We start from the raw sequence: 14,886 nt of genomic DNA, 5'->3' as shown, positions 1-14,886 counted from the left end.
GTTGGATCATATGAAAACGATACATACAGACAAAGCTCCAGCGGCAATTGGGCCTTATGTTCAAGCTAAGTTAGTAGGAAATCTGCTCTTTGCTAGCGGTCAGGTTCCTCTCTCACCTGAAACGGGTCAAGTGGTGGGGGAAACTATTCAGGAGCAGACAGAGCAGGTTCTTAAAAATATCGCTGCAATCTTAGCCCAAGCAGGAACAGATTTTGATCATGTAGTGAAAACAACTTGCTTCTTAAAAGACATGGATGATTTTCTTGCTTTCAATGAAGTTTATGCAACCGCCTTTAAAACGGATTTTCCAGCACGTTCGGCCGTTGAAGTCGCTCGTTTGCCACGCGATGTAAAGATTGAAATTGAAGTCATTGCTTCAATAGATTAAGCCCAATAATAGAATATCAACTTGAAGCCAGTCTTCAAGTTTTTTATAATTGAATGAATTAGCTTTAGGACTAGGAACTGAGGTGCAGGTAGCTCCAACAGTCAGGGGAGTGACTGTTGGAAGCGGGAAATAAAAACTGACGACAGTCAGTTCACCTTACAGTCTGAGAATAGACTGCTTGAGGTTTGAAATAGAAGAAATAAAGTTTCTCTCAATTGGAGTAAGTTCATCCGATAGTGACAAGGTGTCAAGGTTCAATGACTATATATTTCAAAAAGGGTCAGGCTCTATCCTTTATGGTATAATGAGATAAGAATTTCAAGGAGGAAAGACCATGACAGATCAGTTATATCAAGATTTGATTTCACAGAAATCATATACTATTTTAGAAGGTGTTTTTCTTTCGGAACTAGACGATTCTATTTTTAAACTGATCCAAACAGACTATCCGCAGGCAAAGGAGTCTGATTTTATTTCCTATGAGGGCTTGACCAATTATCGCATGACTCATCTTAAGCGGATGATTGAAAAAGCTAATGATCAAAATAAGAAAATTCAAGACACAGTACATGCTTCCAAAATGCAGGAGACCATTTCTGCTATGGATATGCATAGCCAGTGGAATGAAAAATTAACCTTTGGTCAAAAAGTTGCCGATAATGTAGCTAGATTTGGAGGATCTTGGACTTTTATCATTTCCTTTATCCTGATTTTAGCTGTTTGGACTTTTGTCAATGGTATCCATCTTTTTGGCGTAGGTTTTGATCCCTACCCCTTTATCTTGCTCAATCTAGTTCTGTCAACGGTTGCTGCTATCCAAGCTCCCTTGATTATGATGAGTCAGAACCGGGCTTCAGATTATGACCGTTTTCAAGCTAAAAATGATTATGATGTCAACCTCAAGTCGGAAGCAGAAGTAAGGGCTCTCAATGAAAAATTAGATCATCTTCTAAATCAGGACCAGGCTGATTTTTTGGAAATCCAAAAGTTGCAGTCGGAGATGCTGGTATCGATTAGTATCCAACTGGCAGAATTGCAAAAACAGCATCGCAAGTAGTTAGTGGAAAAGAAAGAATAGAAAAGAGAACAATATGGAAGAAAAGATTCACTTGGTTATCGTAACGGGGATGAGTGGAGCAGGAAAGACCGTCGCCATCCAATCCTTTGAAGATTTGGGTTATTTTACCATTGACAATATGCCTCCGACACTGGTTCCGAAATTTATTGAACTAATCCAACATAGTCAGGACAATGATAAGATTGCCATGGTAGTCGATATGCGCAGTCGTTCCTTCTTTGCAGAAATTAGAGAAGTCCTCGATCAGGTTGAATCGACTCAAGAATTGGATTTTAAGATTCTCTTTTTAGATGCAACGGATAATGAGTTGGTTGCTCGCTATAAGGAAACTAGACGGAGCCATCCTCTAGCCCATGACGGTAGAGTGATGGATGGGATCAACTTAGAGCGTGAACTCTTAGCCCCTCTCAAAAATATGAGTCAGAATGTTATAGATACCACAGACTTGACCCCTCGTATGTTACGAAAAGAAATATCCGATCAGTTTGCTAGCCTAGATGACAAGCCTGGTTTTCGTGTTGAAGTTGTTTCTTTTGGTTTCAAATATGGTCTACCTCTGGATGCAGATCTAGTATTTGACGTCCGCTTTTTGCCGAACCCCTATTACAAACCAGAATTGAGAAATTTAACTGGTTTGGATGACGAAGTGTACCACTATGTTATGGAACATGAAGAATCAGAGGCTTTCTATAATCATTTATTGAGTTTGATTGAGCCTATTTTACCTGGCTATCAAAAGGAAGGGAAATCGCTTTTGACCATCGCTATCGGTTGTACGGGTGGACAACACCGCAGCGTATCCTTTGCACGACGTTTGGCGGATGATTTGGAAAAAAATTGGGTGGTCAACCGTAGTCATCGTGACAAGGATAAGCGAAAGGAGACCGTTAATCGCTCATGAGAAAGCCTAGAATTACAGTTATCGGCGGTGGTACAGGCATTCCCGTTATTCTTAAAAGTCTCCGTGACAAGCAAGTAGACATCACGGCCATTGTAACCGTAGCAGATGATGGCGGATCCTCTGGTGAAATCCGCCAAGCCTTACAGGTAACACCGCCAGGAGATTTACGCAATGTCCTCTTGGCACTATCTGATATGCCCAAGCTCTACGAACAGATTTTTCAGTATCGTTTTGCGGATTCAGATGGCGCCTTGGCAGGACATCCTCTTGGTAATCTGCTCATTGCAGGAATCTCCGAGATGCAAGGATCTACTTATAATGCCATGCAATTGTTGACCAAGTTTTTCCATACAACAGGCAAGATTTATCCGTCAAGCGACAATGCCCTAACTCTTCATGCCGTTTTTACAGATGGTTTTGAAGTGGTCGGAGAGAGTAAGATTGCCAAACATAAGGGGATGATTGACCATGTTTACGTGACCAATTCATACAATGAGGAAGAACCGACAGCCAGCCGAAAAGTCGTAGAGTCCATCATGGAGAGCGATATGATTGTTCTGGGACCTGGATCTCTCTTTACCTCTATTTTGCCGAATCTTGTAATTTCTGAAATTAGTCAGGCGTTACGAGAAACCAAGGCTCAGGTAACTTACGTCTGCAATATCATGACGCAGCGTGGAGAAACCGAATTTTTTAGTGATGCGGATCATGTCAAAGTACTTAATGAACATTTGGGTCAAAAATTTATCGATACTGTTTTGGTCAATATCGAACCAGTTTCCAAAGAATATATGGATATCAATCAATTTGACGAATACTTGGTTCAGGTTAAACATGATTTTCTAGGACTTCAAGACCAAGCTAAACGGGTCATATCCTCTAATTTTTTGAATCTGGAAAAAGGCGGAGCCTTTCACGATGGAGACTTGGTGGTCGATGAATTGCTCAAGATTATCGAGGTACGGACATGAGTTTTACCGTCCACGTGAAAGAGGAAATCCTCAGTCAACTCCATGCCGAAAAGACGGAACTAGCAGCCATCATTAAATTATCCGGTAGTTTGGGACTAGCCTCTTCAGGCTTGACTCTATCTATTTCAACAGAAAATGCTAAGGTTGCTCGTCATATCTATGAACTGGTCTTGCATTTCTACCAAGTTAAGGCCGATATTCGCCATCACCAAAAAACGAACTTACGCAAAAATCGCGTTTATACAGTGTTTTTGAATGAGGGTGTTAATGCTATCTTAAATGACCTCTATCTGGCAGATAATTTTTTCGGCATTGAAACAGGCATTGCCCCTGCTATTTTGGAAAATGACCAGTGGAGTCAGGCTTATCTACGTGGTGCATTTTTAGCAAGTGGATCTGTCAAAGATCCTGAAAAAGGTAGATACCAATTGGAAATCGCTTCTGTTTATAGCGACCATGCCCATGATTTAGCAGCCTTGCTTCAGAAGTTTCTGCTAGATGCTAAGGTTATTGAACGTCCTAAAGGAACGGTTACCTACCTGCAGCGAGCTGAAGACATCATGGATTTTCTTCTAGTTATTGGAGCAGAAGAAGCTAAGACAGAATTTGAAAATGTGAAACTCTTGCGAGAAGCTAGAAATGATCTCAACCGGGCAAATAACGCGGAAACAGCTAATATTGCTAGAACTGTCACGGCTAGCATGAAAACCATCAATAATATCGCTAAAATCATGGAAACGATCGGCCTAGATCAACTTCCAGGAGATCTACAAGAAGTGGCCCAGTTACGGATTCAGCATCCGGATTATTCCATCCAACAGTTGGCTGACAACCTAACACAGGTTATCAGTAAATCAGGTGTCAATCATAGACTACGTAAAATCAATAAGATAGCGGATGATTTATAACAAAATTAGCCCGGCGAAAGTTGGGTTTTTAAATTTGGAAATTTTAAGTGGACTTTTGACTGCAATTTTTATATAATTTCAGTCAGTTATGTAATTGACTGTTCATATAACTTGTGAGGGAGGTGTACAGTAAACGAACTATTTACTAGAGTAAATCAAGCTACTAAAAAAACTAAGGCAACTGCTGGAGAATAGAAAGAAGAATAGAATGAAGAATATTATTATTTTTGCTACAAAAATAATTAGTATAGTCATGATTGTTGCTATGCTATTAGCTATGATATTTTCTATAAATAAATCTAATCATGATTTCATTAATACTGCAATAAAATTTTTATTTCCTATATATATTTTAAATACATTTATTCGAGTACTGTTTACTCCAACTGAACCTAGTGATACCAACAGTCCAATATTTATCGAACGTAGATTTGATTATGGCTTGGGAATCAATATCCATACACCCATTGGGAGATACATGGTTATTATTATATTGTTATTATTGATAATTGCTTATGTTTTCACATTGTTCTCGTAAAAATGAAATTATTTGCAACATATTTCCAAAAAAAATATGTTTCATACCCGTGGTGCTAGTTAAAAAACCTTAGGTTATAGGCCCAAATGACTTGTTCCACCCACAGCTCTAGTCCCCTCGAACTTCTCGCCAAAGGTTTCTCAATGTCAAAAACTGAGCAAAGGATTGAAAATCTAGTCTCAATATTTCTTATTTGCGCCAAAAGTTTCCAATGGTTATGCTTCTGAGCCTATGACATGTTCTGGCGCAATGGTGTCCAGAGACAATAGCCACTTTGACTTAACTTCTGTTTTAATGATTCACTCGAATAACCAAGAACCGCTAAAGCATACGGATATCGGCTATTTTCCACCAGTTCCTCTACTACCTGACTATCATGGACAGAAGCAGGTGTGACAACATAATTCACTATGAATCCCGATAATGTGACTAACATGTGTACCTTAAAACCATAAAACCACATACGTTTTGACGGATTATATGAAATATCTGCCTCTTCCTTGAAGACCTTTGCTTTCAAATTCCTAATAGGCAGATACAAAGAGAGAGGAAAACTATCTATAATGGCGGTATCATCGTGAAGAAAGTGGTCTGCCCTCCACTGATGAATCAGTTTCAATAGGGGAATAAGATAGCGAGCTCTGCGATAAAAACGAGTTCGCACCAAACCTGTATCACCAATGAAAAGTTGACAGATCCGATAGAACTTTCGTTGTGACTTAATTCCGACTTCTGCTTGAAGGACTAATAGAACTAAAATAGAAATGTCTGAAACCACCAGTTATGCTGGTGGCTAACAAGGCTTCTAGCTTCCATTTATTTTTCCATGTATAATCTAATTGTTCAGGTTAGATAAAGGAGGGAAAATAAATGGCTAAAACCAGCTATAGTTTATAACACACCAGATGGATGTGCTCTATCACATTGTTTTCACACCAAAGTATCGTCGCAAGTCCATTTACTACAAAATTAGACAGGACTTAATCGAAATTTTCCGTCATCTATGTCACTATAAAAGCGTTGAAATAGTAGAAGGTCATATGATGGCGGATCATGTTCACATGCTTGTTCTGATTCCACAAAAACTTGCGATTTCCGATTTCATGGGATATCTAAAAAGTAAAAGTGCTCTAATGATATTCGATAAGTATGCCAATTTAAAGTATAAATATGGAAATCGCAAATTTGGGGTACGGGGATACTACGTCAGTACGGTTGGATTAAACGAGAAAACTGTTGCGAAATATATTCGTGAGCAAGAGAAGGATGACATTGCACTTGATAAGCTAAGTGTAAAAGAATATGAAGATCCATTCTCGGATGGAGGCTTTAGAACAAGATAAAAGCCCGTTGTTACGGGCATTAGTCAAGTAATCAAAGCATAACCTGAACGTAAGTTCAGCGAGCGTCTTTAGACGTCGCTGGAGTTTAACGGCTTATAGCCGGTGTACACCGGTGTATAAGCCACCCGTTTTCACGGGTGGTTTATTTGGAGTACCTCTGTTGGTTTTGTCATTTACAGTATAATCCAAATGAACTTTTTTTGTTAGTCGATTTTAACTAGCACCACCTATATAATTTGATTGGTATTAAGACTAATACAAGTATTTTTGAATACTTTTTACTAGCTATTGGTATTATAATTCTTCGACTTGCAATAGGACGAATTGTTTCTGTAAAACTCACCACTTACTTTCAAAGATATTTGTATCCGTTTGTACTGTAGTGGTTACTCTTCCAGCCAAATAGGAAATTAGTCTTAGATTATCAATTTTTGCTATTTTAAAAAAAAACCAAACTGGGTATGAATCTCATCTAACTATTAATTGATTACAACCAGCTGGCTGTGCAAAAATGATTGTTTCTCGAAGAATATAACCTTCTTCGTCATGGTTGCGTCGAAGACGTCTGAACTTTTTTCAAAAACCTAGTCGTCCTGACGAGGATTTGTCTACGAAATCAAAGATTTCTGACTTACCGCTTATTTTTGCTCCGATGACTTTCTTATTTCTAGGTCATCGACTTCAACAGTCCCCCAGACTGTTGAAGCACTTTACGATTTTTGGATTTTATCTTCAACAGAATAAAAACTCTCTGGCGGTAGCCAAAGAGTTTTGTTATGAGCCTTAGCTCTATATCCTATCTATTAATTGAGCAAAACCTACGAGCTCTGCAAAAAAGATAATTTATCCTAGAACGTAATCGTTCTTCATCAAAACTCCTATTTTTGCTTATCTCGCTTTACGGTTTTTGCATCTTAGATTAACGACGGATTTCTTTGATACGAGCTGCTTTACCTTGAAGAGCACGCAAGTAGTACAATTTAGCACGACGTACTTTACCGTAACGAACAACCTCAATCTTGTCAACACGTGGAGTGTGGATTGGGAATGTACGTTCTACACCGATACCGCCAGAAATTTTACGAACAGTGTACATTTCTGAGATACCTTGACCTTTACGAGCGATAACAACGCCTTCGAAAATCTGGATACGTTCGCGAGTACCTTCGACAACTTTCGCGTGAACGCGAACAGTGTCACCAGGACGGAATGACGGGATGTCAGTACGAAGTTGACCTTCAGTCAAACTTTGGATTAATGGATTCATTTTTTTCTCCTATCTTTGTCAATCATAGGTGCTTTTAAACCCAGCGGATAAACTGTATTTTTGTATGTCCATTACACACAAAGAGTATTATACTAAAGTCTGGCTCCTTTGTAAAGCAAAAATCATTGAAAACCTTAGAATCTAGTAATAGTAATTTTCCAAAGTTCTTTCAATTCATCTTTAAACGGAAACTTAGTCTTTACAACAGCATTGTGCCTGAGAATGTTGAAAGTAAATTTGTCTTGATTTAAATATTTTCAAAACTTGCAATCTTTGCTCAGCTGAGATACAATAGAAAAAGAACTTCCCTTAGTTAAATGGATATAACAAGTTCCTCCTAAGAATTAGTTGCTGGTTCGATTCCGGCAGGGAAGATAGAAATACGAAAAAAGCTTGACTACCAAGCTTTTTTTCAATATAGAGGTCAACTAGTAGGGGACTCTTTGCCCGCCATAGATACTCTGCTTCCGATTAAGAAAATAAGCGATGGCGATAACAAAGACGTAGATAGGGCTATGAGTCCATCCAAAGACCTCTATGCCAATGAAAATAGGGGCTAAAAGAGTATTCGTAGCGGAAGCGAAAACTGTGATATAGCCCAAAGCGGCAGTAACCTCAAAAGGAAGTCCTACTATGCCAGCCAAAACAACGCCAGCACTAGCTCCAATGGAAAAGAGTGGTGTTACCTCACCACCTTGGAAACCGGCTGCGAGGGTTAAAACTGTCAAAAGCAGTTTGAACAACCAATCGTAGGAGGAGATGAACTCCCCCTTTAAGCTGGCCTCAATCAAGTTTGTTCCTAAACCTGCATACCGTCCCTCTGGTAAGAAAAACATGACCAGTGATAGTAAGAGACCAACTAAGAAGATCCTGTAATAGGGATTGGGACAAGTCTTTGCAAGAAAATCCTTGATTTTTTTGAGTAACAGTGCGAACGCATTCCCTATAAAAGCTAAGGCCGCACTCAATAACAATAATTTTAGAAGAAGAAAGAGGGAAAAATCAAGTTGGTTAGTTAATAGATGCTGAAACTTTTCTAATCCTAAAAAATGAGATGTCCAAGAAGCAGCATAGGCTGCTAGGATGGCAGGTATAAAGGCAGTCCAAGAATAATGTCCAACAATTAACACCTCGATGGCAAAAAAACTGGCTGCTAATGGTGTTTGAAAAAGACCCGCAAACCCAGCAGACATTCCTATTAGAAGAAAGAGATTAGAAGTTCTTTCTTCAGGGAAATACTTTTCAAAATGATGGGCTGTAGTGGCACCAATCTGAACAGCCACTCCCTCCCGACCAGCCGACCCTCCAAAGAGATGAGTCAACCAAGTAGTGACCATGACTAGAGGAATTAAGCGTTTAGGGATGGCTTCTTGGCTGCCGTGGCCTACCTCAAAAATGAGAGAGAGGCCCTTGTGGGCATTTTTCCCCCACTTTTGATAGAGGAAAATGATAAAGAGCCCAATTGGAGCAAGAAATGGAATTATTTTGTAAAAGTTAGGATTCCTCACTTGACCAATCTGCAACAAAATCTCACCAAATAGAAAGTCTATGGAACCCACGACTAGACCAATGGCCATAGAAAAAAATAGAATCAAACCGATTCTTTTGAAATCAATTTTTCTCATCTGATAAGTCCAATATTTTCTCCTGATAGGCACGTGATTGAGCCATTATATCAGAAAAAGTTGCCCGAATGCTGGCTTGATAGTCAGGTTTTTTAACCAGGCTTTCTACCTTATCGAGAACAGCTGCTTCACGGCTAGTATCCAAAATAGCTTTACCAGTTTCTTTTTTATAGGCAACGACCTGATTGACCACGTCCATGCGTTTTTCTAAAAGTTGCACAATTTTTTTATCGATACAATCAATGTCCTGACGGATGTCATCTAAATTTAAAATCATTTTCTAACCTCCAAAACTTGATTTGATTATACCAGAAAAGGAGTGGTCTGACCACTCCTTACAGATTGTAGACAAACTTCATTTTTGAGGTTTGTCTTTTTTTGTATATTGCCGAAATATGGTGTAAATCGGCAGATTTGGACAAAATAAAAAGGCTTCCCAGCCATCATTTTCACCAGTTTTTTGATATTGAGACATGCCAAAGTCAGTCCAACCTTGTCTTCCATTTTTGACTTTCCTCTTTCTCTTGTATAGCGCAAATTATGGTACTCTTTGGCTGTTCCAAAGAGCCGTTCAATCGTTTCCTTACGCTTCTGATAGAGCTCCTTCATTCCTTTTTGATGTCGGATATCTTCACAAATCTCAAGGGCCTCTTTCCATATATGACGCGTCACAACCTTCTGATGGTTTCTGCTTTCTGTACAGACAGATAGTAAAGGACATTGTGCACAAATTTTAGGATCACTCTTGTATTCACGATAGCCCTCACGGGTTGTTGTTCGATAGGTTAGTTCTTGATTTTCTGGACAAAGGTAACAGTCGAAATACTCATCGTAGATAAAATCTTTTGGTCGTAGTTTCCCTTTCTTTCCTCTAGGTCTAGTGTATGGAAAAACAGGAGTAATATTTTGGTCTAGAAGAAACTTGGCAATACTTGGTGTTTTATAGCCGGCATCCGCAATCAGGTAGTGTGGTTGAAAGGGTTCAATTTTAGAAAATAGAGTAGGGAAAGCTTGGCTATCATGAATATTGCCTGCCTCAACTGTATAAGCCAGTGCCCAACCGTGCTTATCACAAGCTACCTGAGCAGAATAGGCAAATACTTCCTTATGTTCGCCCTTATGAAACCAACCGCTCTCTGGGTCTGTGGTTGAAATTTTCTTTTCCTTAGCCTCGCTTTCTGCGGGCTTTAGCGACTTTTTTGCCTGTTTTTTCCTATCTAAATCAATCTCAAGTTCCAGTTGGTCACTCATAAACTTGGCTTGTTGTTCCACTAATTGCTTGGTGTACTTGTGATTATTCGCCGCAGCTTTGATATGAGTTCCATCCACGAAAATTTCAGAAGGGTCAATCAAACCAGCTCTTAAGGCTTGATTGAGAATTCGAGAGAAAATCTCAGAGATAAGCTCTTTTTCTTGAAATCGTCTACTGTAATTCTTCCCATAAGTAGTGAAGTGGGGGACCCTGTCATCGAGAGTAAGACCGAGAAACCAACGATAAGCCATATTGACTTCGATTTCCTTGATAGTTTGACGCATGGACCGAATACCATAGAGGCACTGAATAAGAGGGATTTTAACCAGCATGACAGGATCTAAACTCGGACGACCATTATCGGTTGAGTAGGTGTCCTCTACCAACTCATAAATGAAGTTAAAATCAATCACCTCATCAACTTGACGAAGGAAATGATCAATTGGAACAAGGCCATCAAGTGTATAGAAACCATATTGATTGCGGTTGTAATCTGGTTTTTCCTTATGAAGCATAGCCAAACCTCCTCATACTAGATACTTTAATTATACTCCTATTCACAAAGAAAAGCCCTTAGAAACCTAATTCCAAGGACTTTGTCTTCAGTCTGAAAGGAGTGGTCTGACCACTCCTTACCAGCTGGCTTTCTTCACGCCAGGTAATTGTCCCTTATGAGCCAAATCTCGGAAGTTGATCCGGCTGACGCCAAACTTACGCATGTAAGCGTGGGGGCGTCCATCAATCATATCACGGTTCTTCAAACGATTAGGATTGGAATCCAGTGGTAACTTACGCAATCCCTCGTAATCCCCCTTAGCCTTCAATTCGCGACGAAGGTCTGCATAACGCTCAATGAGTTTTACTTGCTTTCTGTACTTGGCGATTTTTGATTTTTTTGCCATTAGAATACTCCTTTGTAAAATAAGTCAGTGGTTAAATTAAAACTTAACTAGTTAAGTATAACATAAAAAATAAATTTTACAAGAAAAGAATGGAAAAATCCATCCTTTCGTTTTATCCCAAACTTGCCACTAAATCGCTAGCAAATTTTTCAAGATTTTCGATATCATCATCTTCAGCAGCCAAGTCAACCTTGACGTTTTCCGCTCCTTTTTGAGCGCCGCGAGAGCCAAGCATGACATCAAAGTCATCGACGGCGCTACAGAAGTCATCGTAGAAGGTATCGCCTGAACCACAAACACCATAAATTTTACCACTTAGGTCTAAATCAGCCAAATCAGTATAGAAATCAACGATTTCATCTGGTAACTCACCATCACCACCATAAGAATAAGTATAAGTAGCTACCACAATAATATCTGCCTCTAAAATCTCCTCAGTCTCGATAGTGGTACACTCATCCGTATGGACCTCGATGCCAAGTTCTTGCAATTTATTAGCGACGATATCCGCAATCTCTTCTGTATTACCAGTCATACTGGCATAAACAATTTTAGCTAAAGCCATAATTTCCTCCCAAAATCAACTATTATTATTTTAGCATATTTTTTTAATAATGGCTTAATAAATATGATTTTTCAGACAGAAAAAACACCTATCTGGGAGAAAATTTTTTCTAGGGAGCTGGTTCTTAGTTAAGAAAGTCTAGTAAGAGGTTGTTTGTTCTTATAGCCAATTTTTGAAATATTCCCAATCATTTGGTAGTATGAAACTAGAAAAAGAAAAAGGAGTCTTCTATGTCTGATTATACATTACCTGAAGTTTGGGAAAATCCAAGTTCTATGGGTGGAGCTTGGGGAAGCCTTAACCAGCCGACAGCTGGATCCCGTTTTGAGCAACAATTGCCAGTTGGTAGTAATCCTCTCCAAGTCTACTCACTGGGCACACCAAATGGTGTCAAAGTCACCATTTTTTTGGAGGAACTCAAAGAACTTGGTTTTAGTCAGGCCAATTATGACCTCTTTAAAATTTCTATTAGCGAGGGTGATCAGTTTGGATCTGATTTCGTTCACCTCAATCCTAATTCGAAGATTCCAGCCCTCTTAGATAAATCCGGTGACCAAGATGTTCGAGTTTTTGAATCAGCCAGTATTCTCCTCTATTTGGCTGATAAATTCCATGCTTTTATTCCAACTGATTTTGCCAAACGAACGGAGGTTCTTAACTGGCTCTTTTGGTCGACAGGGGCGGCACCATTTTTAGGAGGTGGTTTTGGACATTTCTTCCATTATGCACCTGAAAAAATCGAGTACCCTATCAACCGCTTTGCCATGGAAGCCAAACGTCAGCTAGATTTACTGGATAAGGAATTGGCTAAGAAAGCTTATATAGCAGGAGAGGAATATAGCATTGCGGATATCGCTATCTGGTCGTGGTATGGTCAGTTGGCTCAAGATAAATTGTGGAAAAATGCTGCAGCATTTCTCAATCTTAAAGAATACAAATACTTACAAGCCTGGACGCAGAAGATTGCTCAACGCCCTGCAGTTCAGCGAGGTCTAACGGTCGAACACAAAGCCATCAAATAAGGAAAGGCCAGTCTCCCACAGGATTGGCTTTTTCATGTTATAATGGAAAGATAAATCAATGAGATTGAGGAAGAACATGTCAGTATTTCAAGATATTTTAGAAAAAATCAAGGCTTACGATACCATCATCATCCACCGTCATCAAAGGCCAGATCCGGATGCCTTAGGTAGTCAAGCTGGTTTGCGTGAAATCATCCGTCACAATTTTCCTGATAAGAAGGTTCTAGCAGTTGGAGTAGACGAACCGAGCTTGGCATGGATGACGGAGATGGATCAGGTCGCAGATAGTCTTTATGAGGGAGCTCTGGTTATTGTGACCGATACAGCTAACAGACCACGTATTGATGATGACCGCTATGATATGGGTGACTTTTTAATCAAAATTGACCACCATCCAAATGAAGATGTCTATGGTGATCTTGTTCATGTGGACACAGGAGCATCTAGTGCCAGTGAAATCATTACAGATTTTGCTTTGGAAACTGGTTTGTGCCTTTCAGACCAAGCAGCACGACTCCTCTATACAGGTATCGTCGGAGATACAGGTCGTTTCCTTTATCCAGCTACTACCAGCAAAACCATGGAAATTGCGAGTCAATTACGCCAATACGCTTTTGATTTTGCGGCTATTTCTCGTCAGATGGATTCCTTTCCTTTCGAAATTGCCAAATTACAGGGGTATGTTTTTGATAACCTAGAAGTCGACAGAAATGGGGCAGCCCGTGTCACCTTGACCCAAGAAGTTATGAAACAATTCCAAGTAACAGAAGCAGAAACAGCGGCTATTGTTGGGACTCCTGGTAAGATTGACAGGGTTGAATCCTGGGCAATTTTTGTAGAGCAATCCGATGGAAGTTATCGGGTACGACTCCGGAGCAAGACAGTGATTATCAATGAAATTGCTAAGAAACATGATGGTGGTGGACATCCTCTAGCTAGCGGTGCTAATTCATCTGCTTTAGCTGAAAATGACATTATTTACCAAGAAATTCAAGAGGCAGTGGCTCATGCAAAAGGCAAGTAGATCCCTTCGGCTCATGGGAACCACCATCGACACCGCAATATGGCATGATAATCCAGAACATGTTTTGGACCAGGTTGAAAATCTTCTCTATCTCTATAAGGACCGTTTCTCAGCCAATGATTTAACGTCTGAACTCATGGAAGTCAATCTCAATGCGGGTATTCAGCCGGTACCAGTTGCTCCTGACCTTTATGAATTGATTGAACTGGGCAAGGAGCATTCCTGTGCAACAGGAAGCTATCTCAATATTACTATTGGCCCCTTGGTACAAACTTGGCGCATCGGTTTTTCCGATGCCAAACTTCCAGAACAAACTATTATTGATGAAAAGTTGAAAGTCATCAATCCCCAGGATATTGAACTGAATCCAGATGAGCAAACTGTTTATTTGAAAAAAGAAGGTATGGCTATTGACTTAGGTGCTTTAGCCAAGGGCTTTATCGCAGATAAAATCATGGAACACCTGACCCGTATGGGAGCAGTAGCAGCTCTGATTAATCTTGGCGGTAATGTCTTAACGATGGGGAAAGCACCTCATCATGATGACGGTCTCTGGCGGATTGGTATTCAAAACCCCAAATTGCTCCGAGGAAATAATGTGTCTATTGTCAAGATTCCTGAAGGATCGGTTGTGACATCAGGTATTTATGAGAGAACTTTTGATTACCAAGGTCAAACCTACCATCATATTTTTGACAGCAAGACCGGCTATCCAGTTGCGACAAATTTGGCTAGTCTAACTATCGTTTCTAAGAAATCAGTTGATGGGGAAATTTGGACCACGCGCCTTTTTGGGTGTGATATCTTAGAAATTTACAATACTGTTGTCAGTCAAGAGGGCATAGAAGCCATTATCATCACCAAGCAGGACCAGATGATTGTGACACCAGGTTTGACGGATAGGATTTTATAGACAGGAGCAGATATGACAAAAGAAAACCAAGTCTCTTCTGCAGAAGAATTGCCAATCAAGAATATCGAATCAGAAAAAATCCTCCAAGAAACCGATGCGGATTCTGGAGCAACAGAAGGTTATCTAGGTCAAGTCGTATCACCAGACGCTCTATCGGGTGCTTCAGCTATCTAATTTTTTGAAAAAAGG

Annotated in this window: 16 protein-coding genes and 2 pseudogenes; 11 read left to right on the top strand and 7 right to left on the bottom strand. The window is 39.8% G+C overall.

All coding sequences use genetic code 11. The features are described 5' to 3' along the window. Positions 1 to 10: 10 nt before the first annotated feature. The 6 genes from BN1356_RS07390 to BN1356_RS12635 all read left to right on the top strand — a co-directional run bounded on the left by BN1356_RS07390 (position 11) and on the right by BN1356_RS12635 (position 4,784). A complete protein-coding gene (locus BN1356_RS07390; protein WP_093650759.1) occupies positions 11 to 388 on the top strand; it encodes a RidA family protein in 378 nt (125 codons plus the stop codon). 334 nt (positions 389 to 722) lie between these two features. Continuing rightward, entirely contained in the window at positions 723 to 1,445 is a 723-nt protein-coding gene (locus tag BN1356_RS07385; protein WP_093650758.1) for a DUF1003 domain-containing protein, read from the top strand. Positions 1,446 to 1,479: 34 nt separating this feature from the next. Beyond that, complete coding sequence (gene rapZ, locus BN1356_RS07380; protein ID WP_093650757.1) at positions 1,480 to 2,367, top strand: RNase adapter RapZ; 888 nt, start codon at positions 1,480 to 1,482, stop codon at positions 2,365 to 2,367. Continuing rightward, the gene (locus BN1356_RS07375; RefSeq protein ID WP_093650756.1) at positions 2,364 to 3,338 is read left to right on the top strand and encodes a YvcK family protein; all 975 of its coding nucleotides are present in this window, start codon (positions 2,364 to 2,366) and stop codon (positions 3,336 to 3,338) included. Before rapZ ends, BN1356_RS07375 begins: the two co-directional genes overlap by 4 nt. Then, positions 3,335 to 4,246, top strand: a complete 912-nt coding sequence (gene whiA, locus BN1356_RS07370) for a DNA-binding protein WhiA (RefSeq protein ID WP_093650755.1) — start codon at positions 3,335 to 3,337, stop codon at positions 4,244 to 4,246. The genes BN1356_RS07375 and whiA overlap by 4 nt, the downstream gene beginning before the upstream one ends. Positions 4,247 to 4,454: 208 nt before the next feature. Then, positions 4,455 to 4,784, top strand: a complete 330-nt coding sequence (locus tag BN1356_RS12635; protein WP_093650754.1) for a hypothetical protein — start codon at positions 4,455 to 4,457, stop codon at positions 4,782 to 4,784. A gap of 55 nt (positions 4,785 to 4,839) precedes the next feature. Here BN1356_RS12635 and BN1356_RS07360 read toward each other — a convergent pair. Continuing rightward, positions 4,840 to 5,559: pseudogene (locus tag BN1356_RS07360) on the bottom strand (IS982 family transposase); the annotation flags it as partial. Between the two features lie 134 nt (positions 5,560 to 5,693). On the opposite strand from BN1356_RS07360, the pseudogene tnpA reads away from it, so the two are divergent. Next, positions 5,694 to 6,127, top strand: a pseudogene (tnpA, locus tag BN1356_RS07355) (IS200/IS605 family transposase). A gap of 919 nt (positions 6,128 to 7,046) precedes the next feature. On the opposite strand, the gene rplS reads toward tnpA, so the two are convergent. The 6 genes from rplS to BN1356_RS07320 form a co-directional block, all read right to left on the bottom strand. Continuing rightward, on the bottom strand, positions 7,047 to 7,394 hold the full coding sequence (gene rplS / locus BN1356_RS07350) for a 50S ribosomal protein L19 (protein ID WP_093650752.1): 348 nt from the start codon (positions 7,392 to 7,394) through the stop codon (positions 7,047 to 7,049). Between the two features lie 428 nt (positions 7,395 to 7,822). Next, positions 7,823 to 9,019: a chloride channel protein gene (locus BN1356_RS07340; protein ID WP_093650751.1), complete on the bottom strand. Its 1,197-nt coding sequence runs from the start codon at positions 9,017 to 9,019 to the stop codon at positions 7,823 to 7,825. Then, positions 9,006 to 9,296 (bottom strand): chorismate mutase, encoded by a 291-nt coding sequence (locus tag BN1356_RS07335; protein ID WP_093650750.1) that lies wholly within the window; start codon positions 9,294 to 9,296, stop codon positions 9,006 to 9,008. Before BN1356_RS07335 ends, BN1356_RS07340 begins: the two co-directional genes overlap by 14 nt. A 26-nt stretch (positions 9,297 to 9,322) precedes the next feature. Next, positions 9,323 to 10,786 carry an IS1182 family transposase gene (locus BN1356_RS07330; RefSeq protein WP_093650749.1) on the bottom strand — a complete coding sequence of 488 codons (1,464 nt, stop codon included), beginning with the start codon at positions 10,784 to 10,786 and terminating at the stop codon, positions 9,323 to 9,325. Between the two features lie 117 nt (positions 10,787 to 10,903). Further along, positions 10,904 to 11,173: a 30S ribosomal protein S14 gene (gene rpsN / locus BN1356_RS07325; RefSeq protein ID WP_093650748.1), complete on the bottom strand. Its 270-nt coding sequence runs from the start codon at positions 11,171 to 11,173 to the stop codon at positions 10,904 to 10,906. Positions 11,174 to 11,285: 112 nt separating this feature from the next. Further along, positions 11,286 to 11,738, bottom strand: a complete 453-nt coding sequence (locus BN1356_RS07320; protein WP_093650747.1) for a flavodoxin — start codon at positions 11,736 to 11,738, stop codon at positions 11,286 to 11,288. 230 nt (positions 11,739 to 11,968) lie between these two features. Between BN1356_RS07320 and yghU the strand changes: the two genes are divergently transcribed. From yghU to BN1356_RS12630, 4 genes are all read left to right on the top strand, one after another. Beyond that, complete coding sequence (gene yghU / locus BN1356_RS07315) at positions 11,969 to 12,760, top strand: glutathione-dependent disulfide-bond oxidoreductase (protein WP_093650746.1); 792 nt, start codon at positions 11,969 to 11,971, stop codon at positions 12,758 to 12,760. Between the two features lie 76 nt (positions 12,761 to 12,836). Continuing rightward, positions 12,837 to 13,784 (top strand): DHH family phosphoesterase, encoded by a 948-nt coding sequence (locus BN1356_RS07310; protein ID WP_093650745.1) that lies wholly within the window; start codon positions 12,837 to 12,839, stop codon positions 13,782 to 13,784. After that, positions 13,768 to 14,697: an FAD:protein FMN transferase gene (locus BN1356_RS07305; protein ID WP_093650744.1), complete on the top strand. Its 930-nt coding sequence runs from the start codon at positions 13,768 to 13,770 to the stop codon at positions 14,695 to 14,697. Before BN1356_RS07310 ends, BN1356_RS07305 begins: the two co-directional genes overlap by 17 nt. A gap of 12 nt (positions 14,698 to 14,709) precedes the next feature. Beyond that, positions 14,710 to 14,871, top strand: a complete 162-nt coding sequence (locus BN1356_RS12630) for a hypothetical protein (protein ID WP_176694250.1) — start codon at positions 14,710 to 14,712, stop codon at positions 14,869 to 14,871. The last annotated feature ends 15 nt before the right edge of the window (positions 14,872 to 14,886 follow it).

The organism is Streptococcus varani, from assembly GCF_001375655.1.
In the GTDB taxonomy this organism is placed as follows: Bacteria; Bacillota; Bacilli; order Lactobacillales; family Streptococcaceae; genus Streptococcus; species Streptococcus varani.
The sequence above is the reverse complement of the archived record's forward strand: the minus strand, read 5'-3'. Positions and strand labels throughout refer to the sequence as shown.

Coding starts and splice junctions, on each gene's coding strand:
- BN1356_RS07310 (WP_093650745.1), top strand. CDS start 12,837: ATGTCAGTATTTCAAGATATTTTAGAAAAAATCAAGGCTTACGATACC.
- BN1356_RS07330 (WP_093650749.1), bottom strand. CDS start 10,786: ATGCTTCATAAGGAAAAACCAGATTACAACCGCAATCAATATGGTTTC.
- BN1356_RS07375 (WP_093650756.1), top strand. CDS start 2,364: ATGAGAAAGCCTAGAATTACAGTTATCGGCGGTGGTACAGGCATTCCC.
- yghU (WP_093650746.1), top strand. CDS start 11,969: ATGTCTGATTATACATTACCTGAAGTTTGGGAAAATCCAAGTTCTATG.
- BN1356_RS12635 (WP_093650754.1), top strand. CDS start 4,455: ATGAAGAATATTATTATTTTTGCTACAAAAATAATTAGTATAGTCATG.
- BN1356_RS07385 (WP_093650758.1), top strand. CDS start 723: ATGACAGATCAGTTATATCAAGATTTGATTTCACAGAAATCATATACT.
- rplS (WP_093650752.1), bottom strand. CDS start 7,394: ATGAATCCATTAATCCAAAGTTTGACTGAAGGTCAACTTCGTACTGAC.
- BN1356_RS07335 (WP_093650750.1), bottom strand. CDS start 9,296: ATGATTTTAAATTTAGATGACATCCGTCAGGACATTGATTGTATCGAT.
- BN1356_RS07340 (WP_093650751.1), bottom strand. CDS start 9,019: ATGAGAAAAATTGATTTCAAAAGAATCGGTTTGATTCTATTTTTTTCT.
- BN1356_RS12630 (WP_176694250.1), top strand. CDS start 14,710: ATGACAAAAGAAAACCAAGTCTCTTCTGCAGAAGAATTGCCAATCAAG.
- rapZ (WP_093650757.1), top strand. CDS start 1,480: ATGGAAGAAAAGATTCACTTGGTTATCGTAACGGGGATGAGTGGAGCA.
- BN1356_RS07305 (WP_093650744.1), top strand. CDS start 13,768: ATGCAAAAGGCAAGTAGATCCCTTCGGCTCATGGGAACCACCATCGAC.
- rpsN (WP_093650748.1), bottom strand. CDS start 11,173: ATGGCAAAAAAATCAAAAATCGCCAAGTACAGAAAGCAAGTAAAACTC.
- BN1356_RS07390 (WP_093650759.1), top strand. CDS start 11: ATGAAAACGATACATACAGACAAAGCTCCAGCGGCAATTGGGCCTTAT.
- whiA (WP_093650755.1), top strand. CDS start 3,335: ATGAGTTTTACCGTCCACGTGAAAGAGGAAATCCTCAGTCAACTCCAT.
- BN1356_RS07320 (WP_093650747.1), bottom strand. CDS start 11,738: ATGGCTTTAGCTAAAATTGTTTATGCCAGTATGACTGGTAATACAGAA.